A 20,659-nucleotide genomic window follows, 5' to 3' on the forward strand; every position below is an offset into this window, starting at 1 on the left:
TGACTCCGATAGATTTATTGGGCCGCGACGTCTGACTGGTTCAAGTCGTGCACGGATTTAGCAAGCTTCTGCAGTTCTTTGCGCAGAACGTTCTTCGGGGCAGAGCTGGCCAAAGGGGAGCCGTGGTCACTGCTTTCAGCCACCTGCTTTCCACCATCTGGCAGCATAAGCTCGATCGATATATCCAGGCTTTCTGCCAGGCGTTTTACACGCGATTTCCCTGACATATCGGTGAATTTGGGTGCGCGATTCAAAACATATCGTAGTTTTTCAACGGGCAGTTCTTCCGACTTCAACGCTTTGATCATCCGAAGCGTATTCTGCGCTGACCGAAGGTCCAATTCCAGCGTCACGAAATAGACATGTGCAGCTTGGAGAACGGTTTCCGTCCATTGCACCAATGTGCTTGGCATATCGATAATCACATAGTCGAAATTGGTGCGTGCCATTTCGACAATCCGCCCAACATCTTCAACGCTGATCATATCCAAAGGAAGCATGTCTGGCGGTGCGGTCAGTACTTGCAGGCGCTCATCGAACGGCTGCAGTGCCTGCATGAAAAGCTCCTGATCCATCATCTCTGTGTCAGAAAGAAGTTCGTACACAACGTCGCGCCGTTGCAGGTCAAGATAAGTTGCGGTCGAGCCAAACTGCAGGCCAAAATCCAACAGGCAAACCCGTGGCGGCGTGTTGCCTTCCACCTGTGTCAACTCCCATGCGAGGTTGACAGCTAGGGTCGTCGCCCCTGTGCCGCCCGCCATGGGCTGCACAGCCAAAATGACAGCTTCGCGATTTCCGGTTGACCTGACGACGGGTGTATCGCCAGCAGGCACTGCTGCTGCGGCGTCCTTCTGGCGCATACGCTTGATGGCATCATGAAGCGCTCCACTTGGAAGCGGATAAGGGACAAATTCTTCGGCCCCTAGTTTCAGAAGTTGATGAAGAGCGATTGGGCTCATCTCTTCTGCAATGACGATGACTTTAATCTTACGTTGAACTGCGACCTTAATCACGGATGCTACATTGGTCAGATCAGCTTCGTCCTGATCGTCCAGAGCCATTGCGATGAACTCGAGATCTTGGGCGTCAGGTTGCGAAAAAAAGGTTACGGCGTCATCAAGCGGCAGATCCCCCCACGCTTCACCCAATTCAGCTTCCATATCCTCAATCAGAAGGTCGAAATTTTGTACATCCCGCGAAACAGTGCACGCGATGATCGGTTCCGGGTCTGATTGAAGCGCGGTGCTGTCACTCATATCCTCGTTCCTTTCGTATCCGGTCCGCCGCACTGGTATCTTCGGCAACCGGTTTCTCGTCAACTTCTAATCGCAAACATGCAAAGAGCCCCCTACAGCTTGAACCGTTACAGGGAAACTAGGCAAGAATGCGGCCCTAAAGGCGTTATTGCAAACACCTTATGGACGATTGATCCATTTGGAAAGGATCTGTTTCTCTTTATTCAACGAAAATGACGGTGGACCCTACGATCCAAGTTGCCAAATTCACACCCACTATAGCATTGATAACGAACGAAATAAATCAAAAGTGCGTTAATTGACGTTTGCTCACTCCCCGACAATTCCTTGACACGGAACGAAAATGGGGCGCAACACTATTGCGCCCCATCGTCAAATTGGTTTGGCCGTCTATTCTTCGCCGCCGCCTACTTGTTGAATTCGAGTAGGAGCGGTCGCACTTGCAACATATTCGCGATCGATGATCTGGGCATATCTACCATCCAGAAGCGTTGCTTTTCGATTGTTGGCAAAGCCAACTACCTCGGTTACGGTACGACGGTTGCGCAGCTCTTGCATCTCAGTCCGGATCAGCGGGCGCGTTTCGCCAAAGCTAACCACGGCCTCAAGACGGCTACGGCTGATGCCACGCGACACGAGGTGGTTCACGACAGCACGTGCGCGACGCATGCCCAAGCGTTTATTATACCCGGACGAACCGACGAGGTCCGTGTGACCATAGACGCGGAACCGCATCTCTGGGAATTGCTGGATCCAAGTGGCTTGAGTGTTCAGGATGGCCTGTGCCTCTGGCGAGAGCTTAGCGCTGTTGAACTCGAAGTTCACCGTATCGCCAACCTCGCGGCTGAAGCGATCAGCAAGCGCTTGGACAACGTTGATCTCACCGGTATGAACACCAATGTTATGCGCTGTCGGGGCACTAAAGCCGCCTTCATTCAAGTGATCCCCGGCTTCATTTGTCCAGAAATGAAGCGCCTGAGGGTTATCTGCGCAACCTGCCAACAATGCGATGACAGACGACGCGGCGAGAAGTGGTTTAATCCGTTTCATGTCCTGGTCCTTATTCCATCACGTAGCCGTAAGAGCCCGAGAAGTCCTGTTTGGCAACCTCAGCCGCTATGCCGGCTTTGGGTGCGGAGGCAGCAGCAGTTTTGCCATTCAGGAACAGATCTTTCTCCGAAGGGGGGCGAATACGGTCCGTCGGGACGGCCAGAAACTCGCCGCGTGTCGGCGTGACAAGGTGTGCGGATACGATGATAACCAATTCAGATTGGCGACGCTGATACTCGCTTGAACGGAAGAGTGCGCCTAGAACTGGTAGGTCACCAAGCCATGGAACGGCCCCAACTGCGTCCTGAAAGTCATCTTCAATCAGGCCTGCAATTGCAAAGCTCTCGCCATCGCGAAGTTCGACAGTGGTTTTCGTCTCACGACGACGAAAGCCATTCACGAATCCATTGCCTACAGGAACAGCAATCGCTCGGTCGATAGATGAAACAGCGGCCACCAGTTCGAGATTGATCACGTCATCCGTCAACACCGTGGGAACAAACGCGAGTTCGACGCCGAATGGCTTGAATTCGATTGTTGTAACACCACCATCTTGGGGTACGGGGGTCGGTATCTCTCCACCCGCCAAGAACGTTGCTTCCTGACCCGACAATGCTGTCAGATTGGGCTCGGCTAATGTGCGAACAACGCCTTTACTTTCAAGGGCTTCCAGCAGGACGCCGACGCTGAAGCTGCCCGCGCCGAAGCCGATGCTCATAACACCTTGCTTGTCTGCGCCAACGGTAATTTGCTTGGCGTCTGGAAGACTATTACCATCTCTAAGCCAAGTTCCGGTAGTGCCGCCAACATTGACGCTGCTGCCGGGTGCATTTCCCAGCCGAACTGAGCTGGACAGTGCTTTTCGTGTTGAGCGACTCATTTCAGCAAAGCGGACTTTCAGCATCACCTGCTGGGTGCCACCGACGCTCATCATGTTGGAAACGCGCTCAGGTGCATAGCGCTGTGCAAGTTCCATTGCGAGTGCCATTTTGCTTGGCGAACTAACAACGCCAGACAGGACAATGCCGTCATTGGCGGTACGCACTTCAACACCTTCGCCAGGAAGGATTTGGCGCAGGCGCTCTTTGAATTCACTAATATCTGGGGTGACGTGCACGTCGACATTGCTCATGAGCGAGCCATCTGGACCCAACAGGGTTAGTGTCGTACGACCGGGTGTTTTACCCAGAACGTAGATGGTGCGATCCGACAATGTCGAAATGTCCGCGATACCTGGATTCGCGATGGAAAGTTCCGCAAAGGGGGTTTCGCTTTCCACGACCACGGCTCGGTTCATTGGAACCGTCAGTGCTCGAGATGGGCCAGTGTCAGTGACCTTCAGCGTTTCCGCAAAACCTGCAATAGGCGCGGAACCAACTCCCAATGACAGACCCAATAGGGCTGCCCTAACAATACTATCAATCTTCATGTGATCCTGCCTCTCTGACCACGTTGTGGGCGGGGCTCCGATTTAGACCGGAGTCCCTAATGCTCGTTGACGATGAAGCCCTCTTTTTGGGGCCTTTACCGCATATTGGATGAAATATTGCGCGGTAACGTTGAAAAATCAACAATTAATAGCCTTAAGGCCGAACCTTATGTGTGCAGAAAGCAACACTTTTTGCTTGTCCGGCCTTTTCGGTGGCTTTAATACCTCACTCCGGGCACGGAACCGGAACTTCGATGGTCTCCGCGCCGCGGCGTGTGCGAATTGAGCAGCTTTGCTCTTCTGGCGCTTCTGTTTCGCCTATTAGGTCACCTTGATCCACTTCGACGGCGTCGGTGGTGGTCTCATCCTGAGCTCCGACAAGCGCCAATGACAAGCGCCCACTGGCTTGCGCCTGTGCAAGCGCGGCAACCTGACGTGGTGTTACCTCAACGGTAACTGTTCGGGCGATGGTCGGCGCGGCTCGGTCGCCATCGGCGGTTTGGTCGACAGCGATCAGCTTTACGCTTGCCAGGATGAGCTTGGTGGCGTTCTGGGCGGACCAGTAGACATCTACCCTGTCGCCCGGACGAAGGAAGCCGGACACACCCGAGCTGACATCAACCCGAATAGCGAATGCTCGCATGCCTTGCGACAAGCGCGACGACACGCCGGCCTCTGCGCCAGGTTTCGAAACCTTGACTTGCATCAATGCTTCATCTTTCTCCATAGCGCGAACTACAGTGCGGAAGTTTGGCTCTCCCTCTGGGAACACTTCACTAATAAGGCTGAAGGTTCCTTCAGGAATGGCGTTCTCGGGCCACTTGACGGCACGAAGATCTTCTTCCGTAATGCGCTCACCGTAACGTACGGGCTTGTTAAGCACGAATACATCAACAGTTTGAACCATTTCTGCACGTGCAGCGCGTTCGGCAGCAAGTTGCGCTTGCTGTCCTCCAATGAATTCGCGTGCCATGTAGACGGCAAATCCAGCCAGTCCGACGCCGATAACCAAGACCAGTCCGAAGATTAAGCGCATCCGAATCCCTTTCGATTTAACTTCCCTGAGCGCTGCGGCTTGTCATTTCGCCTGGTTGCAGTTGTGCGCTATGCAGGACTTTCTCGATTTACACGGGAATTGTTGCCATTATCCAGCCTTATCTTCCGTGTGGGGCTGTTTTTTTGAAGTTTCAGCGCAAGTAAGCTTTTGACGGACCAATGTGTGAAATTGTATGGGCGCGCGGCGATGTGGGGCGTGTCGAAAAAGGGTGGGGCTTCAACAAGAAAGGCCGCACATAAGTGCGGCCTTTGAATGTAATTCTCTGAAAAGAGATTTACTTGGCATCCATGGTCATAATTTTGTTGGAGATTTTGGTTGCCAGGCCTTCGGTTGCGCCGCGAACCGACAGCATAACGGCAAGGCCAAGGCCTACGATGGCTGCAGTCAGAACAACCCAGTCTACAGTTACAGCACCGTCTTCTTCGGCAGCGAAGGTTTTGAACATATCGATCATTTTCATGGTCTTTTTCCTTGGTTAGGCATTTAGAATTAGTAAGCGTTTGCAGGATTTCCTACATCGTCGCTATTCACGGTGACAATAAGCAACTCGAATGGGGCAAGAATTGGGCGCGTTTCGTACGTTTTATCGCTTTGTATAGTTTTTTTTCTGAAGATAAATTAACATATTGTTAACTAACGATAAAAAATAAACTTCGCATCAGGGTTTGCTCAGGCTTGTCGAAGTTTGCTTAGGGTAATTGAATAAGGTTGAGGAAAAACTAGCTCTTTTTTCGCCAATCTGCGAGAAGTGAATCAGTCCCTGAGGTAGAGTAGAGAACCGCAAAATGCGGCTAAGCACATATACAGGCATATATATAGGAGCAGTGTGCTCCTTCGCGTTGGGAGGTTTTGTGTTTGCACAGGACGACCCGCCGCCATTTCGCGATTTCACCTTCAAGCGTGTATCCGTTCCTCAAGCAGGTACAGCCAATCGTTTGAATGTTCAGATCGATCCAGAAGAGCAGGCCGCGGCACTCGCAGTTCCTGCGAAACCAGAAGCCATCGATATCCCGGACATCGAAGTGGACATTCCTGCGCCGACCCCTTGGGATTGGTTCTGGCAAGAGGTCTCTCCGAAACTGTCAGATTCTGGGCCAGCCAATACTCAGAAGGCAATTGGTGCAGTGGCGGATCGGGACGGGATTCCCCAGCCACGGCTCCAGCATCTACAAGACATTGCGCGTGCGCATGGAACTCATATCTTGCGTGAGACCGTGGGGACGTCCGTGTCGCCTGCGCTGGTGGTGGCTTTGATCTCGGTGGAAAGCGCGGGTAACAAACAGGCGATCAGCAGCGCTGGTGCAGAAGGGTTGATGCAGCTTATTCCCGCCACTGCGGAGCGCTTTGGTGTGACCGACAGCACGAACCCCGCTCAGAACATCAAAGGCGGCGTTGCTTATCTTGAATGGTTGATTAAGAACTTCCAAGGCGACCCAATCTTCGCGCTCGCCGGTTATAACGCGGGTGAGAATGCGGTTGGAAAGCACGGTGGCATTCCGCCGTATCCTGAGACCCGCGCCTATGTCCCAAAAGTGCTGGCTGCTTGGGGGGTGGCGCGTGGGCTATGTGTAACGCCACCCGAGTTGCTGACGGATGGGTGTGTTTTCAAAGTGATGGATTCCTCATCGGATGGCTAAGATTAAACACATGAAACCTTTGGTTCTGGATGTTGATGGAACCTTTCTGCGCACGGATATTCTGTTCGAGTGTTTCTGGGCCGCTTTGGGAAAGGATCCGATTCGTACGCTGCGCGTCAGCGTTTCGAACCTGAATGCTCCCGCGCGTTTGAAAGCCGAACTGGCTGAGATCTCTAGTCTTCGTACAGATTTGTTGCCGGTCGAGACAGAGGTGGTCAAGCTTTCTACCGACGCTAAGGCGGATGGGCGAGAGGTGATCCTCGCCTCGGCGTCACATCACCCGCTAGTCGTGCAGTTGGCCAAGGATCACGATCTGTCGGAACGGATCTTTGCCTCTGATGGGCGGACGAACCTGAAAGGCGCCCATAAGGCGGATGTGCTGGTTGAGGCCTTTGGCGAGGCTGGTTTTGACTATGCGGGAAACGCGTCGGTGGATCGGGCGGTCTGGGCGAAGGCGGATCATGCGATTGTGGTCAGAGACACCGCGTCCGCCCGGCAGATCGAAGCACGCGGTCAGCCTTTGACGCAGGTCAAAGGTGGTTGGCGTCTGGCTGATGTTCTGCGCAGTTTTCGCCCGCACCAGTGGGTTAAGAACGTCCTGCTTCTGTTGCCTATGATCGCGGCCCATGCTTTCGACGCGGGCACGATCTTTGCGGCGTTCATGGGAATCATCGCCTTTTCTGCTGCCGCCTCGTCGATCTATTTGGTGAATGACCTTCTGGATCTCGAGGCTGATCGTCTGCATGCCACCAAGCATAAGCGCCCGTTTGCCTCGGGTGCGGTGCCCATCCCGATCGGCATGCTGTGCTTCGTGTTGCTTGCGGCCATTGCATTGGGCGTGGCATCGTCGTTGTCTTGGGCGTTTCTCGGTGTTGTTGCGTTCTATATGGCGCTTTCCTTGGCGTATTCGCTCAAACTGAAACGCATGCGCTGGGTCGATATTGCTGTGCTCGCGTCGCTCTATACGTTGCGCGTTGTGGCGGGAGCGGCCGCCACCGGGATTTATATCTCGGGTTATCTGCTCGTCTTCATCTTCCCGGTTTTCCTGGCGCTTGGCTGTGTGAAGCGACTGACTGAACTTACCTTGGCGACGACAGATGAGCGGTTGCCAGGACGAGGTTATGGCCGCGCAGACCGTCCAGACCTTCTGAATGTCGCGGGCCTTGGCGTTGTTGCGGCTCTGGTTGCCTTTTTCCTGTATTCCTTCACCGAACAAGCCATCGGCCTTTACAAGACGCGCTGGTTGATTTGGGTCGCTGAAATTCCGCTGGCGTGGTGGCTTATCCGCATGGTGTCACTTGGGTGGCATGGCAAGCAGGATTACGACCCGATCGTCTTTGCCATGAAAGACAAGCGCGGGATTGGGCTGATTCTGATGACACTGGCCATTATGTTCTATGCGGCTGGGCTGTGGCAGACGTGGTTCAGCGCGCTGTGATCGCGCTTCCACAACCCGCAAAACTGCGCCCAGGACCCGTGCCGCAGGCACGGGCCACCGATGACGGAAAGACATGCCCGTAAGGGCAGGTCAGATCGACATCTTTTTGAAGATGAACTCGGGAATGTTGCGGATGATCAGCATGATGTAGCGCCAGAAAAAGGGCGTGTAGATCACGTTCTTCTGTTTTTCCACTGCTTTCAGGATATCCTTGGCAACTGCCTCGGGCGAGGCGACAAGGAACATACCGTCGACGCTCCAGGTCATGGCTGTGTCCACAAAACCGGGCTTCACGGTCACCACATGCCCACCCGAGCGGGTCAAACGGTTGCGCAATCCCGACAGATAGGTGGCAAAGCCCGCCTTGGCCGAGCCATAGACGTAGTTCCCGATGCGCCCGCGATCTCCGGCAACGGATCCCACACCGACCACGGTGCCCGCGCCGCGTGCCTCGATCACCGGGGCAAGTTGGGTCAGGAATGTTGCGGGGCCAGTGTGGCTGTCTTGAACAACGCCCTCGATCAGGTTGGGATCCGCGTCAATTGCATCTTGTGAAGGCATCGAGCCCACGAAGACGGCTGCATTGATCACGCCTTCCATGTGTTCAGCCCGCGCGATGATTGGCGCGAACGTGGCGCTGTCACGCGCATCGAACTTCATGGCGACGGCGTCGACACCGCGCACGGACATGTCAGCCGCTGAGCGCTTCAAATCGTCCATATCGCGGCCCGCCAGAATGACGCTGGCCCCTTGATCGGCCACGGCAGTCGCAAACCCACGCGCCATCGAAGATGTCGCCCCCAGAATGATCCAGCAATTCTGTGTCATGACGCATCTCCTGCTGTGCGCAGATCAAGCCGCCGCACCATGTCGGTTTCCAAGGCGTGGTCGGCATCCGCTTTGTTTACCGCCTTCACCCAATCGCTATGTTCTGGGTACATTGCCTTGATCGCGGGGCCGGTCGCCAGCGCATCCTTTGCCAGATAAAGCCGCCCGCCTGCGTCAACGGTCATGTCTTCCAGCATCGCAATAAGCTCGGGCGCCGCGTCGCGTGCAGGGAAGTCCACAGCCAGCGTATACCCTTCCATCGGGAAGCTCATATGCCCTGCGCGTCCCGGTCCCATACGCTTCAAAACCGCAAGAGGCGAGGCAAGACCAACCCCTGCGATCTCCGAAAGCATAGCTTTCAACGCGTCGGCCTGATCCAAAGGCACAACGTTCTGGAATTGATAGAACCCTCGTTTCCCATACAGACGGTTCCAATCATGGATCTTATCGAGCGGGAAAAAGAACTCGTCGATCCGTTTGACCGATGACCGGCCCGATGTCGGGACGCGCCGGTAATAGGTATTGTTGAATGTCCGAACGATGGGACCAGACAGGGCAAATCCCGGCGCGTTCATCGGCACCGTCTTGGCAGGTTTGGGTTTTGGCAGCAGCCCCGCGGCAAGCTCGGCCTCTTCGACAATACCGCGTCCAAGGTTAGCCCCGGTCGCAGTCGCGTCGATCCAACCCACGCAATAGCTGGCTTGGCTGGCGTCCAGAAGCGCAAGGTGGGTGTCCCAGTTCTCGGCGCGTTGTTCCGTCACCATCATCACGTCGCCGGGGCAGGGCTTTAGCTGCAGCTTGGCTTCGGCGATCACACCGGTTTGCCCGATGCCACCCATCGTCGCACGAAACAGACCGGCGTTACGGCCGGGCGTGGCGACTGTGCGTTTGGTCCCGTTTAACAGAGTGATCGACAAGACGTGTTGCCCAAAACTGCCTTCATTGTGGTGGTTCTTGCCATGCACATCCTGCGCGATGCAGCCGCCAACTGTGGCAAAGCCAGTGCCGGGCATGACAGCGGGCAGCCAGCCCTTGGGCGCGAAAACCTTGGCCAGCGTGGCGATGGTAATGCCCGCTTCGACTGTGACTACGCCGGTTTCGGCGTCGAAATCCAAGATGCGGTTCAACCGCGTCATGTCGATGGCGCGGCCCCCGTCATTCAGAGGCGCATCACCATAGGATCTGCAATTTCCAATCGCAGGGCAGGGCGTATCCGCCAGCGTGCTTTTTAGGGTGCTGGCGCGCTCGGGACGGGCCAGCTCTGCCGTGGCGTGTTGAACACGGCCCCAGCCAGAATACTCAGATGTTTTCCAAACCATTGTGATGTCTCAGTGAAAATTTCTCGGCGATGGGAAAGATCAGAAAGCCAATCCCGATCGCAAACCAAAGGGTGGTGACGCGGATGATGATGGTTGCGGGCAGGCTGGTTTCCAGCGGAACGCCTTCCAGCGCAAGCAGGGCGACCATAGCGGCTTCGGCACCGCCAACGCCGCCGGGTGCGCCTGTCAGGCCCCCAGCCAATGTCGAAAAGACGAAGATGGCGACCGCTTTGGCAAAGCCGATATCAGCCCCCATCCACATCAGAAGCAGATGAAACGCATAACCTTCGGCAATCCAGCCAATGACGCCGATCAGTGCTGCTGCGGCGATCAAGGTGGGCGATGTGAAGGCTGACAAAGATCCGGCGGCGCGACGCAACTTGGCCCAAAGGCGCGGAAAGCGGCCCGTCAGGCGGTGGCCCATCGTGGCAAAGCCTGCCAGAAGCCGGGGGCGGGTGGCGGCAAAAGCTGCGATCAGCGCCAAAATCGTCACGGGCAGACCGCCCGCGATGCCCGTTGTTGAGAAGGCCAATGCCAAACCAAGGATCAGCGCCATGGCCGTCAGGTCCGACGCCCGGTCGATCAGAACCAATGGGGCGGTGCGCTCGAAGCTCCAACCTGTTTCGCGACGCAGCCAGCGCATCCGAACCAGTTCACCCACGCGGCCCGGAGTGACCGACATGGCAAAGCCACCAAGGAAGTGACGCAGATCCTGCACCAGCCCGGTAGGTAGGCCCAGTTTGCGGGCAAAGATGTGCCACCTGAGGCCGCGAAAGACATAGTTTACAAGACTGAGCACCAGCAGGATGGCAAACTGCCCAAGGGTCAGCTTCATCAACTGATCGCGGGTTTCTTCCCAGCCCGTTGCGGCCGCCAAACCGATCACTCCGGCCAATACAAGGCCGAATAACCCCAGAAGAACAAATGTATCCCGCAACCGCCGGTTTGGGGCTGCGCGCACAGATTGTTTCGCTGTGGTTGACGATGCTGGGTTCGTGCTGCTCATTGTCATTGCCCGGCTTATGGCGGGGGATTGCGGCGAGATTATGAAAGCTCTGCCGTTTTGGCGAGAGCTAATTGTCGTGTCATTCGCGAAATCACATTTGTGACCAAGAAAGCCATATCAATTAGGCGTCAGGCGCAGAAGTCGCCCGTTGCGCCCGTCTTCCAGCACCCACAATGCTCCGTCCGGCCCTTGTTCTACGTCACGTATACGCACGTCCCAACTGAAGCGCTCTCGTTCGGCCGCTGTATCCGGGTGGAGACGCACGCGGATCAGTGCACGACTGACGAGACCTCCGATCACGGCCGAGCCGTGCCAGTCCGGAAACATATTGCCCGTGTAAATCTCCAAGCCAGAGGGCGCGATGCTTGGCACCCAATAGGCGCGTGGGGCTGCCAGATCTGGACGGGTATCGTGATCTGGGATTTCGACCCCGCTGTAGTGATCGCCATTGGATACAAGCGGCCAGCCATAGTTCTGGCCCGCGACGATCAGGTTCAGCTCGTCTCCATGACGTGGCCCCATCTCATGCGCCCAAAGCCGCCCATCCGTGTCAAAGGCGATGCCCAGTGAATTGCGATGCCCAAGCGTCCAGAAACTTTTGGCCAGTTCCCCTTGATCTTGGAATGGGTTGTCGGTGGGCACTGTGCCATCTTCGTTCAACCGGATGAGTTTGCCCAAGGACTGCGCCATGTCCTGTGCTGGGTCCAGTTCTTGCCGGTCGCCTGAGGTGATGAACAGCTTGCCATCATGCGGCCCGCCCGCCGGCCCAAACGCTAACCGGTGCGAGAAATGACCGCGCCCCGGATAAGCCGGAAACTGACGCCAGATTTCTTCGTGATCGGTCAGGGTGGGCGTGTCGTTCAGGTCCAATTGCGCCCGGATCACCACGGCCTGCCGCGTACCAGATTGGTCGCCTTTGGCCACATAGGACAGATAGACCCATCCGTTCTGCGCAAACTTGGGGTTTGGCACTACATCGCCCAGCCCACCTTGCCCGCCATCCAGAACCGAAGGCACGCCCGCAATCTGCGTCTTGGTCCCATCGGTCGACACCAACCAAAGGCGCCCCGGTTTCGTGGTGACCAAGGCCTGTTCGTTGTTCAGAAAACTCATCGCCCATGGGTGATCGAAGCGTGCGACCTTTTCGGCGTCCAACTGAGTTCCAATATTGCTTTCAATGGGAAATGCCCAGCTGGTGGCGGGCGTGAAGGCCATAGCAGACAGGCCAAGACAAAAAGCGGTAAGAATTCTTCGCATGGGGCACCTCGTCAGATGCCCTAGACAAACACCAATTTCACGGCACTGCAAATCCACCCGGTCCACAATGCCGTGAGGATACAAAAAAGGCCCCACGCGGGGCCTTTGATGTTTCGTTTGCTGTCACAAGGTCAATCGACGATGGTCGCCTCGGTTGCGGCGCGCAGTTCGTCTTTGGTCACGCCCTCGGCGGTCTCAACGATTTTCAAACCGCCCTCGACCACATCCAGAACACCCAGATTGGTGATGATGCGGTCCACAACCGACTTGCCGGTCAGGGGCAGGGTGCAGGCTTTTAACACCTTCGACGCGCCATGCTTGTTGGTGTGATCCATCACAACCACCACGCGGCCAACACCGGCCACCAGGTCCATCGCGCCGCCCATGCCTTTAACCAGCTTGCCGGGGATCATCCAGTTGGCCAGATCTCCGTTTTCAGCCACTTCCATCGCGCCAAGGATCGCCATCGCGATCTTGCCGCCACGGATCATACCGAAGCTCATCGAGCTGTCGAAATAGGCGGTTTGCGGCAGTTCCGTAATGGTCTGTTTGCCGGCGTTGATCAGATCGGCGTCAATCTCGTCCTCGGTCGGGAAGGGCCCCATGCCCAGCATGCCGTTTTCCGACTGAAGCGTTACGTTGACACCTTCAGGGATGTAGTTCGATACCAGCGTCGGGATGCCGATGCCGAGGTTCACATACCAACCGTCTTGCAGTTCCTGTGCCGCGCGGGCGGCCATTTGATTGCGGTCCCAAGCCATCAGTTGTTCCTCGCGTTGATGTCAAGCTGCAAAAACATGTTTGCCATAGCAATACGGTAATCCTTGATGTCGTCTGCCTTGTAGATGCGGAGTTTGTTGGCAGGTGGATTTTCCTTTAGATCTCGAATCACATCCTCAGCGGCGTCAAAACAAGCTCTCACCAGTTCTCGATCGTAAGAAGGTATATTGTACTTTCCCATGTCTTAAGCCTCCCGGATGGTGCGTTGTTCGATGCGCTTCTCGTGCTCGCCTTGAATGATGCGATGCACGTAGATGCCCGGCAGATGGATCGAGTCAGGATCCAGTGAACCGGTCGGCACGATTTCTTCCACCTCAACCACACAGGTCTTGCCACACATAGCAGCGGGCGGGTTGAAGTTGCGGGCGGTCTTGCGGAAAACAAGGTTGCCGGTCTCATCCGCTTTCCACGCCTTCACGATCGAAAGATCGGCAAAGATGCCTTCTTCCATGATATAGGTCTCGGCCTCGCCATTGGGGCCGGTGGGGAAGTCTTTGTGTTCCTTGCCCTCGGCAATCACGGTGCCCACGCCGGTCTTGGTATAGAAACCGGGGATGCCGTGGCCGGCCGCGCGCATGCGTTCGGCCAGCGTGCCTTGCGGGTTAAACTCCAGCTCCAGCTCGCCCGACAGGTACTGGCGCATGAACTCGGCGTTTTCGCCCACATAGGACGAAATCATCTTCTTCACCTGCTTGGTTTGCAGCAGGATGCCAATACCGAAGTCATCAACGCCCGCATTGTTCGAGGCGAAGGTCAGATCCTTTGCGCCGTTTTCCTTGATGGCTTCCAGCAGAAGCTCGGGAATGCCGCACAGGCCAAAGCCGCCGGCGGCAATCAGCATGTCGTCCGACAAAAGCCCGTCCAGAGCTTCGGCGGCGCTGCCATATACCTTGTTCATGAAAGTTCCCTCTCGTCTATTTCGTTGCTTTTCTGGCGTGCAGGCGGGGGTGAGTCAACGAAACCGAGGGGAATTGAGTGGTGAAAGGTATTTCTACCTAGGGCTTGAAACGCCCCGTAAGCCTTAAATGACCCGCAGCGTTTCGAAGTGGACAAGCCTATTGCGTGAACCGGATATCTGTCACGTCGGCGATGAAAAACGCAAAGTAGGCATCCGTGCCAAACATGTTGCCGGCTTCGATATGAGTGGGCAATCGGAACCCTTCAAATTCGCGAAACTCTGACAGGTGCCCGCCGAAGGGCTGGAAACGATACTCGCCGTCGGGGTTAGCGTTGCTCCACCGCTCTAATACGATGCGCACGGGCCGCCCGCTTGCATCTACTGAAACGTCGACTGACTGACGACGCCCGTCATGTGACAGCGTTAGGCGGGCGGTGTTTTCGTCAACCGCGTCCCACGTCACACCGGGGCCGGGAAGCACTGCAGCCGGTGTCCAGAACACAGCTTCAGAAATGTATCGCCCAAATCCGGACAACGCATGATCCGCCGTGCCGCCCGCGCGGGCAACAGGGATAACACCTGCCAGCCAGAAACGTGTCCATTGCGCAGTATCTGACCCGGAAATTGTCATCGCACCGGAACCTCCTGACATTTGCCAGACAAAACCCTCGGGCGCTGCGAGCACCTGTTCGGCTTTCATGGGTAAATAGTTCGGCGCGTTTTTCTCGCCCATCCCAAACTGTCCGCGCATGGAAATCTCAGCGACTTTAAATAAGGGGGTTCCCTCTTTGATGGTGAAATGGAAATAGCGCCTTGCCGGTTCCGGAAGGTCTTCCACCATTGCTTTTGAGAAACGCTGAGGGTCCGTTTGGCGCATCGCCAGAAGCCTGTCAGCTTCAGCCTGTGCGGACCGTTGGTCCCCCATGCGCCACAGATAGAGGCCGGAAAGGACCACAACAAGAAAAAGCGCTGATAGGAGTATGACAACTTTCATGTGACGATACTTGGTTAGAAACGACGCTGATGTATTGCGCGATCCCGCCACCGTTTACTTTGATCTGCGTCACGAAATGGAAAGAATATTATCTTTGCAGGCCGTAGAAAACCCGAACCTGCAAGTGTGCTTGCTTGGCTGGCGAAACGGCCAGCGCAAGCAAGACATAAGTACAGAAATGTTGACGCCGCGCGCGTTTACTTTCCGCCCGCGGCCGCCTTCTTCGCTGGTGCAGCTTTCTTCTTTGGCGCAGCCTTTTTCTTAGCCGCTGCCTTCTTTTTCGCAGGCTTCTTCTTTGCCGCTTTTTCGGCAATCCAGCCCACGGCCATTTCCATAGTGACGTTGGCGGGTTCGACGTCGTTCGGGATCGTCGCGTTCACCTTGCCCCATTTTACATATGGGCCATAGCGGCCTTCCAGCACGTTCACCGGACCGCCATCTTCCGGGTGTTCGCCAAGCTCTTTCAAAGGCTTGGCGGCCGCCGCTCCACGACGTCCGGGGTTGGCGCGCTTGTCGGCCAGCAGTTCAACCGCGTGGTTCATGCCCACGTCGAACATCTCGGTCCATTGTTTCAGGCTGACATAAACCGGCTTTTCGTCATCCGGGAACTTGTGCATCAGATACGGGCCAAAACGGCCCAGATTTGCGGTGATCCGCCCGCCTTCCGGGTGGTCGCCAACATGGCGTGGCAGCGACAGAAGTTGCAGCGCACGTTCCAGATCGGTTTCCTCTTTCGGCCAGCCGCCATTTCGGGCTTGCGGAAGCGAGGTGCGCTTGGGGCGTTTGTTCTCGGGCGTGGCTTCCCCGCGCTGCACATAGGGGCCATAGCGACCGTCCTTCAGCCAGATCTCGTCATCGCCATCCGTGCCCAGAAGCTTTTCTTCGCCTTCTGCGCCTTCGCCTGCAATGGGGCGGGTATAGTTGCATTCCGGGTAGTTCCCGCAGCCAACAAACCCGCCGGTGCGCGAGGTTTTCAAGTGCAACTGACCGGTCCCGCATTTCGGGCAGATACGCGGATCAGTACCGTCTTCACGGGGCGGGTACAGTTGCGGCGCAAGGGCTGCATCCAGCTTGTCGAGTACCTCGGAAATGCGCAGCTCGGAGGTTTCGGAAATCGCGGCCGAGAAATCACGCCAGAAGCGCGCCAGCACTTCCTTGTAGTCCATGTCGCCTGCCGAAATCTCGTCGAGCTCTTCTTCAAGGTTCGCGGTGAATTCGTAGCCCACATATTGGCGGAAGAAGTTCATCAGGAAGATCGTGACGATCCGGCCCTTATCCTCGGGGAACAGGCGGTTCTTGTCTTTGCGAACATACTCGCGGTCTTGAATGGTGGTGATCACAGACGCATAGGTCGATGGGCGGCCAATGCCCAGCTCTTCCATGCGTTTGACCAGCGTCGCCTCGGTGTAACGGGGCGGGGGTTGGGTGAAGTGCTGTTCGGGCGAAATGGTCTTCTTGTCGGCCTTCTCGCCTTCCATGATCTGCGGCAGACGCTTGTCGTCCTCGTCCACCACCTGATCGTCGCGACCTTCTTCATAGACCTTCAGGAAACCTTCGAAAACAACCACTTGCCCGGTGGCGCGCAGCACAACTTGCCCGTCATCCGATCCCACATCCACGCTGGTGCGTTCGAACCGGGCGCTTTCCATCTGGCTGGCAAGCGTCCGCTTCCAGATCAGATCATAAAGCTTACGCTGATCGGGCTCCAGCTTCGCCAGATCGCTGCCAGATACGGTCATATCCGTCGGGCGGATACATTCGTGCGCTTCCTGCGCGTTCTTAGCTTTGTTCTTGTAGATGCGTGGGCTGGCCGGAATGAATTCCTTGCCGTAGCGGTCGCTGATGGCGTCACGGGCAGCGGCCACGGCCTCAGGTGCCATGTCGATCCCGTCGGTCCGCATATAGGTGATATAGCCCGCTTCATACAGGCGCTGGGCGGTCGACATGGTTTGACGCGCACCAAAGCCGAATTTGCGGCTGGCTTCCTGCTGCAGGGTCGAGGTCATGAAGGGCGGCGAGGGGTTGCGGGTGGCAGGCTTTGCCTCGACCGACTGAACCGACAGATCGCGCGAGGTGATGGCCTGCACGGCCAGCTCGGATGCAGTTTCGTTTTCAAGGTCGTAACGATCGAGTTTTTGGCCGCCCAGAACCGTCAGACGGGCCTCAAACTCCTGCCCGCGCGGCGTTTGTAACAACGCCTTCACCGACCAATATTCACGGGCGTTGAATGCCTCGATCTCTTCCTCGCGCTCGACGATCAGACGCAGGCAAACCGATTGCACACGACCGGCCGAACGGGCACCGGGCAGTTTGCGCCATAGAACGGGCGACAGGTTGAAGCCCACCAGATAATCCAGCGCACGGCGGGCCAGATAGGCCTCGACCAGATCGCTGTCCACGTCGCGCGGGTTCTGCATCGCCTCGGTCACGGCGGATTTGGTGATCGCGTTGAATACCACGCGGCTGACCGGCGTGTCCTTCTTGACCGCACGGCGTTTGCGCAGGGCTTCTTCCAAGTGCCACGAAATCGCTTCCCCTTCGCGATCGGGGTCGGTTGCGAGGATCAGGTTGTTGTCGTCTTTCAGGGCGTCGGCAATGGCACGCACATGTTTGGCGCTGTCGCGTCCGACCTCCCATGTCATGGCAAATTCGTTGTCCGTATCAACTGATCCATCCTTGGGCGGCAGGTCGCGCACGTGACCATACGAGGCCAGCACCGTGTAATCCGATCCAAGATATTTATTGATGGTCTTGGCTTTGGCCGGGCTTTCGACGACGACAACGGGCATGAATTTCCTCTCGACTGGGCCGGGCAAAATCAAACCCGTGCTTCTGAGGGCGTTAGATGGGTCGGGAAGGGGCGGCTTGTCAATGGGCACTCTTCTTATATAGGGGGGTATTCTGTCGCGCCCCCGTAGGGGGCGGAAAGTTGCGCGGGATTTTAGGGAGCGGAAAGAACATATGTGGAACAGACTCTTCCCCTGTGGCGCGGGCGTTGGTAAGAAGGGCGCATGAGCAGCATGGATGACGACAATCTGATCGATGATTCCGATGACGGAATGAATGCACCCAAAGTCCCTCTGTCGCAGCGGGCGATGGGGGCTATAGAAGGAGTGCCCGGAGCACTCCATCTTGAGTGGCTCAATGAGCCACAGCTAGAGGCGGCAACAAATTTAGCTGGTCCCATGCTAGTGCTTGCGGGAGCAGGAACGGGCAAAACTAGAGCGCTAATTTCTCGTATTGCGGAGCTGATACACAAGCGTGCAGCGAGATCGAACGAGATCTTGGCGGTTACTTTTACGAACAAAGCTGCTCGCGAAATGAAGGACCGAGTTTCGCAGTATCCGGTTAATCTTGCGGGAGGCATGCCGTGGATGGGCACGTTCCACTCGATCTGCGTGAAGCTTCTGCGCCGCCATGCCGAGCTTGTGGGGCTGAAGTCGAACTTTACCATTCTGGACACAGACGACCAAAACCGGTTGCTGAAACAGTTGATTGTTGCCGCAAATATCGACGAAAAACGCTGGCCAGCGCGGCTATTGTCGGGCGTGATCGACAATTGGAAAAACCGGGCGTGGACACCGGAAACGCTGCCATCATCCGAGGCGCAGGCGTTTAACGGGCGCGGGCCTGAACTGTATGCGCAATATCAAGAGCGTCTGAAAACACTGAACGCTTGTGATTTCGGTGATCTGCTGCTGCATATGGTCACGATTTTCCAAAAGCACGATGACATTCTTGCCAAGTATCAAAGCTGGTTTAAATACATCCTCGTCGACGAGTATCAGGATACTAACGTGGCCCAATACCTGTGGCTGCGCCTGCTGGCGGCGGGACATAAGAATCTCTGCTGTGTAGGCGATGATGATCAGTCGATCTATGGCTGGCGCGGGGCCGAGGTGGGCAATATCTTGCGGTTTGAAAAGGATTTTTCGGGCGCGAAGGTTGTCAGGCTCGAACAAAACTATCGCTCGACCGCGCATATTCTGGCGGCTGCCTCTGGCGTGATTGCTGGGAATTCGGACCGTCTGGGCAAAGAGCTGTGGACCGAGGCTGAAGGGGGCGAGAAAGTCCGCCTGATCGGCCATTGGGATGGCGATGAAGAAGCCCGTTGGGTCGGTGAAGAAATCGAGGCGATGCAATCGGGCACGCGTGGGCGGGCAGGGATGTCTTTGGATGACATGGCCATCCTTGTGCGCGCATCCCACCAGATGCGTGCGTTCGAGGACCGCTTCCTGACCATTGGTTTGCCCTATCGCGTCATCGGCGGCCCGCGTTTCTATGAACGGCTCGAAATCCGGGATGCCATGGCCTATTTCCGGCTTGCTGTGTCTCAGGACGACGATCTGGCGTTTGAACGTATCGTCAACACGCCCCGCCGTGGGTTGGGCGACAAGGCGATCCAGACCATCAACATGCTGGCGCGATCGAATGGCGTTTCCATGGTCGAAGGCGCGCGTATCGCGATCGAGACAGGGGCAATAAAGGGAAAGGGCGGCAAGGGGCTGGCTGAACTGGTCAGCAATCTGGACCGTTGGGCGGCAATCCTGCATATGCAATCCTTGCCCGAGCTGTCCGAAGACGCGGTGATCGACGGCACGTCGGATCTGGGGCTGCCCATTGCCGACCTGCCTGCTGACGCCCCGCAGACTCATATCGAACTGGCCGAAGTCATTCTGGATGAAAGCGGCTACACCACGATGTGGCTGAACGACAAAACGCCGGAAGCACCGGGGCGGCTTGAGAACCTGAAAGAACTGGTCAAGGCACTGGAAAGCTTTGAGAACCTTCAGGGCTTCCTCGAACATGTCAGCCTGATCATGGATAATGACACGGATGATGCTGAGCAGAAGGTCACCATCATGACCCTGCACGCGGCCAAAGGGTTGGAATATCCCGCCGTGTTCCTGCCGGGTTGGGAAGATGGGCTATTTCCGTCGCAACGCTCGATGGATGAAAGCGGGCTGAAAGGCTTGGAAGAGGAACGCAGGCTTGCCTATGTGGGCATCACGCGGGCCGAAGAGGTCTGTACGATCTCTTTCGCCGCCAACCGCCGCGTCTATGGCCAGTGGCAGTCTCAGCTGCCCTCGCGATTTGTCGATGAACTGCCGGAAGCGCATGTCGAGGTTTTGACCGCGCCGGGGCTTTATGGTGGTGGCTATGGTGGCGCGTCTGGTGATTACGGAGGCTCCCCGTTGCAGGACAGGGCCGCACGTGCAGATGCCTATAATTCGCCCGGATGGAAGCGGATGCAGGCCCAAGCCGATCGGCGGTCAAAATCCAGCCATAGTAATGCCAAGGGTCTTGTGATCGACGCCACCGCCGTGTCGTCCTTCACCCAAGGGGACCGCGTTTTTCACACCAAATTTGGCTATGGCACCGTGATGGGCATCGAGGGCGACAAGCTGGATATCGAGTTCGACAAGGCGGGCGCAAAGAAGGTTGTGGCCAAGTTCATCGTCCCCGCAGCGCAAGCGGGCGACGCCCCCTTCTGATCCCAACTGACATTCTGGGACAAAAAAACGGCGCCGCTCGGGAGGAGGTGAGCGACGCCGTTTCCTATGTGGTCGGACCTCTGGGAGGAGGGTGAGGCCCGGCGCTGTGACATGGGTCGGGAGGAGGTGACCCACATCGGATCGGCACGTTCCTGGGAGGAGGTGGAACGCCCCGAAATTTGGGGGTGCGGCGATGTCAGGGAGGAGGAAGACAT

General features: G+C 56.6%; 17 protein-coding genes. 3 read left to right on the forward strand and 14 right to left on the reverse strand.

From position 1 onward, the window contains the following. Positions 1-14: 14 nt before the first annotated feature. The 5 genes from FIL88_RS04355 to FIL88_RS04375 all read right to left on the reverse strand — a co-directional run bounded on the left by FIL88_RS04355 (position 15) and on the right by FIL88_RS04375 (position 5,252). On the reverse strand, positions 15-1,256 hold the full coding sequence (locus tag FIL88_RS04355) for an AAA family ATPase (RefSeq protein ID WP_142852576.1): 1,242 nt from the start codon (positions 1,254-1,256) through the stop codon (positions 15-17). A gap of 390 nt (positions 1,257-1,646) precedes the next feature. Further along, complete coding sequence (locus FIL88_RS04360) at positions 1,647-2,306, reverse strand: OmpA family protein (protein WP_142852577.1); 660 nt, start codon at positions 2,304-2,306, stop codon at positions 1,647-1,649. A 10-nt stretch (positions 2,307-2,316) separates the two neighbouring features. Further along, complete coding sequence (locus tag FIL88_RS04365) at positions 2,317-3,735, reverse strand: type II and III secretion system protein family protein (RefSeq protein ID WP_142852578.1); 1,419 nt, start codon at positions 3,733-3,735, stop codon at positions 2,317-2,319. 226 nt (positions 3,736-3,961) lie between these two features. Continuing rightward, positions 3,962-4,771: a Flp pilus assembly protein CpaB gene (gene cpaB, locus FIL88_RS04370; RefSeq protein WP_142852579.1), complete on the reverse strand. Its 810-nt coding sequence runs from the start codon at positions 4,769-4,771 to the stop codon at positions 3,962-3,964. A 295-nt stretch (positions 4,772-5,066) separates the two neighbouring features. Continuing rightward, positions 5,067-5,252 (reverse strand): hypothetical protein, encoded by a 186-nt coding sequence (locus tag FIL88_RS04375; RefSeq protein ID WP_185960837.1) that lies wholly within the window; start codon positions 5,250-5,252, stop codon positions 5,067-5,069. Between the two features lie 325 nt (positions 5,253-5,577). Here FIL88_RS04375 and FIL88_RS04380 point away from each other — a divergent pair, with 325 nt between their 5' ends. Next, positions 5,578-6,429 (forward strand): lytic transglycosylase domain-containing protein, encoded by an 852-nt coding sequence (locus FIL88_RS04380; protein WP_142852580.1) that lies wholly within the window; start codon positions 5,578-5,580, stop codon positions 6,427-6,429. Next, a complete protein-coding gene (locus FIL88_RS04385) occupies positions 6,422-7,867 on the forward strand; it encodes a UbiA family prenyltransferase (protein WP_142852581.1) in 1,446 nt (481 codons plus the stop codon). Before FIL88_RS04380 ends, FIL88_RS04385 begins: the two co-directional genes overlap by 8 nt. 90 nt (positions 7,868-7,957) lie before the next feature. Here FIL88_RS04385 and FIL88_RS04390 read toward each other — a convergent pair whose 3' ends face one another. The 9 genes from FIL88_RS04390 to topA all read right to left on the reverse strand — a co-directional run bounded on the left by FIL88_RS04390 (position 7,958) and on the right by topA (position 17,738). Continuing rightward, positions 7,958-8,695, reverse strand: a complete 738-nt coding sequence (locus FIL88_RS04390; RefSeq protein WP_142852582.1) for an SDR family NAD(P)-dependent oxidoreductase — start codon at positions 8,693-8,695, stop codon at positions 7,958-7,960. Next, positions 8,692-10,014: an FAD-binding oxidoreductase gene (locus FIL88_RS04395; RefSeq protein WP_142852583.1), complete on the reverse strand. Its 1,323-nt coding sequence runs from the start codon at positions 10,012-10,014 to the stop codon at positions 8,692-8,694. The genes FIL88_RS04390 and FIL88_RS04395 overlap by 4 nt, the downstream gene beginning before the upstream one ends. Further along, positions 9,995-11,020, reverse strand: coding sequence for a lysylphosphatidylglycerol synthase transmembrane domain-containing protein (locus tag FIL88_RS04400; protein WP_322788876.1), 1,026 nt, complete (start codon positions 11,018-11,020; stop codon positions 9,995-9,997). Before FIL88_RS04400 ends, FIL88_RS04395 begins: the two co-directional genes overlap by 20 nt. Positions 11,021-11,137: 117 nt before the next feature. Then, positions 11,138-12,277 (reverse strand): PQQ-dependent sugar dehydrogenase, encoded by a 1,140-nt coding sequence (locus tag FIL88_RS04405; protein WP_142852585.1) that lies wholly within the window; start codon positions 12,275-12,277, stop codon positions 11,138-11,140. 131 nt (positions 12,278-12,408) lie between these two features. Continuing rightward, positions 12,409-13,038 carry a 3-oxoacid CoA-transferase subunit B gene (locus FIL88_RS04410; RefSeq protein ID WP_142852586.1) on the reverse strand — a complete coding sequence of 210 codons (630 nt, stop codon included), beginning with the start codon at positions 13,036-13,038 and terminating at the stop codon, positions 12,409-12,411. Continuing rightward, on the reverse strand, positions 13,038-13,238 hold the full coding sequence (locus FIL88_RS04415; protein WP_142852587.1) for a hypothetical protein: 201 nt from the start codon (positions 13,236-13,238) through the stop codon (positions 13,038-13,040). The genes FIL88_RS04410 and FIL88_RS04415 overlap by 1 nt, the downstream gene beginning before the upstream one ends. Before the next feature lie 3 nt (positions 13,239-13,241). After that, entirely contained in the window at positions 13,242-13,955 is a 714-nt protein-coding gene (locus tag FIL88_RS04420; protein ID WP_142852588.1) for a CoA transferase subunit A, read from the reverse strand. 157 nt (positions 13,956-14,112) lie between these two features. Next, the gene (locus FIL88_RS04425) at positions 14,113-14,949 is read right to left on the reverse strand and encodes a DUF6544 family protein (protein WP_142852589.1); all 837 of its coding nucleotides are present in this window, start codon (positions 14,947-14,949) and stop codon (positions 14,113-14,115) included. A gap of 197 nt (positions 14,950-15,146) precedes the next feature. Further along, the gene (gene topA, locus FIL88_RS04430; protein WP_142852590.1) at positions 15,147-17,738 is read right to left on the reverse strand and encodes a type I DNA topoisomerase; all 2,592 of its coding nucleotides are present in this window, start codon (positions 17,736-17,738) and stop codon (positions 15,147-15,149) included. A gap of 222 nt (positions 17,739-17,960) precedes the next feature. On the opposite strand from topA, the gene FIL88_RS04435 reads away from it, so the two are divergent. Then, entirely contained in the window at positions 17,961-20,444 is a 2,484-nt protein-coding gene (locus tag FIL88_RS04435) for an ATP-dependent helicase (protein WP_407642326.1), read from the forward strand. Positions 20,445-20,659 lie beyond the last annotated feature (215 nt).

It is taken from the genome of Aliiroseovarius halocynthiae, assembly GCF_007004645.1.
GTDB classification, from domain to species: domain Bacteria; phylum Pseudomonadota; class Alphaproteobacteria; order Rhodobacterales; family Rhodobacteraceae; genus Aliiroseovarius; species Aliiroseovarius halocynthiae.

Excerpts from the sequence above, each read along its gene's own strand:
- FIL88_RS04355 (WP_142852576.1), bottom strand. The coding sequence starts at position 1,256 with ATGAGTGACAGCACCGCGCTTCAATCAGACCCGGAACCGATCATCGCG.
- FIL88_RS04360 (WP_142852577.1), bottom strand. The coding sequence starts at position 2,306 with ATGAAACGGATTAAACCACTTCTCGCCGCGTCGTCTGTCATCGCATTG.
- FIL88_RS04365 (WP_142852578.1), bottom strand. The coding sequence starts at position 3,735 with ATGAAGATTGATAGTATTGTTAGGGCAGCCCTATTGGGTCTGTCATTG.
- cpaB (WP_142852579.1), bottom strand. The coding sequence starts at position 4,771 with ATGCGCTTAATCTTCGGACTGGTCTTGGTTATCGGCGTCGGACTGGCT.
- FIL88_RS04375 (WP_185960837.1), bottom strand. The coding sequence starts at position 5,252 with ATGAAAATGATCGATATGTTCAAAACCTTCGCTGCCGAAGAAGACGGT.
- FIL88_RS04380 (WP_142852580.1), top strand. The coding sequence starts at position 5,578 with ATGCGGCTAAGCACATATACAGGCATATATATAGGAGCAGTGTGCTCC.
- FIL88_RS04385 (WP_142852581.1), top strand. The coding sequence starts at position 6,422 with ATGGCTAAGATTAAACACATGAAACCTTTGGTTCTGGATGTTGATGGA.
- FIL88_RS04390 (WP_142852582.1), bottom strand. The coding sequence starts at position 8,695 with ATGACACAGAATTGCTGGATCATTCTGGGGGCGACATCTTCGATGGCG.
- FIL88_RS04395 (WP_142852583.1), bottom strand. The coding sequence starts at position 10,014 with ATGGTTTGGAAAACATCTGAGTATTCTGGCTGGGGCCGTGTTCAACAC.
- FIL88_RS04400 (WP_322788876.1), bottom strand. The coding sequence starts at position 11,020 with ATGAGCAGCACGAACCCAGCATCGTCAACCACAGCGAAACAATCTGTG.
- FIL88_RS04405 (WP_142852585.1), bottom strand. The coding sequence starts at position 12,277 with ATGCGAAGAATTCTTACCGCTTTTTGTCTTGGCCTGTCTGCTATGGCC.
- FIL88_RS04410 (WP_142852586.1), bottom strand. The coding sequence starts at position 13,038 with ATGGCTTGGGACCGCAATCAAATGGCCGCCCGCGCGGCACAGGAACTG.
- FIL88_RS04415 (WP_142852587.1), bottom strand. The coding sequence starts at position 13,238 with ATGGGAAAGTACAATATACCTTCTTACGATCGAGAACTGGTGAGAGCT.
- FIL88_RS04420 (WP_142852588.1), bottom strand. The coding sequence starts at position 13,955 with ATGAACAAGGTATATGGCAGCGCCGCCGAAGCTCTGGACGGGCTTTTG.
- FIL88_RS04425 (WP_142852589.1), bottom strand. The coding sequence starts at position 14,949 with ATGAAAGTTGTCATACTCCTATCAGCGCTTTTTCTTGTTGTGGTCCTT.
- topA (WP_142852590.1), bottom strand. The coding sequence starts at position 17,738 with ATGCCCGTTGTCGTCGTCGAAAGCCCGGCCAAAGCCAAGACCATCAAT.
- FIL88_RS04435 (WP_407642326.1), top strand. The coding sequence starts at position 17,961 with ATGAGCAGCATGGATGACGACAATCTGATCGATGATTCCGATGACGGA.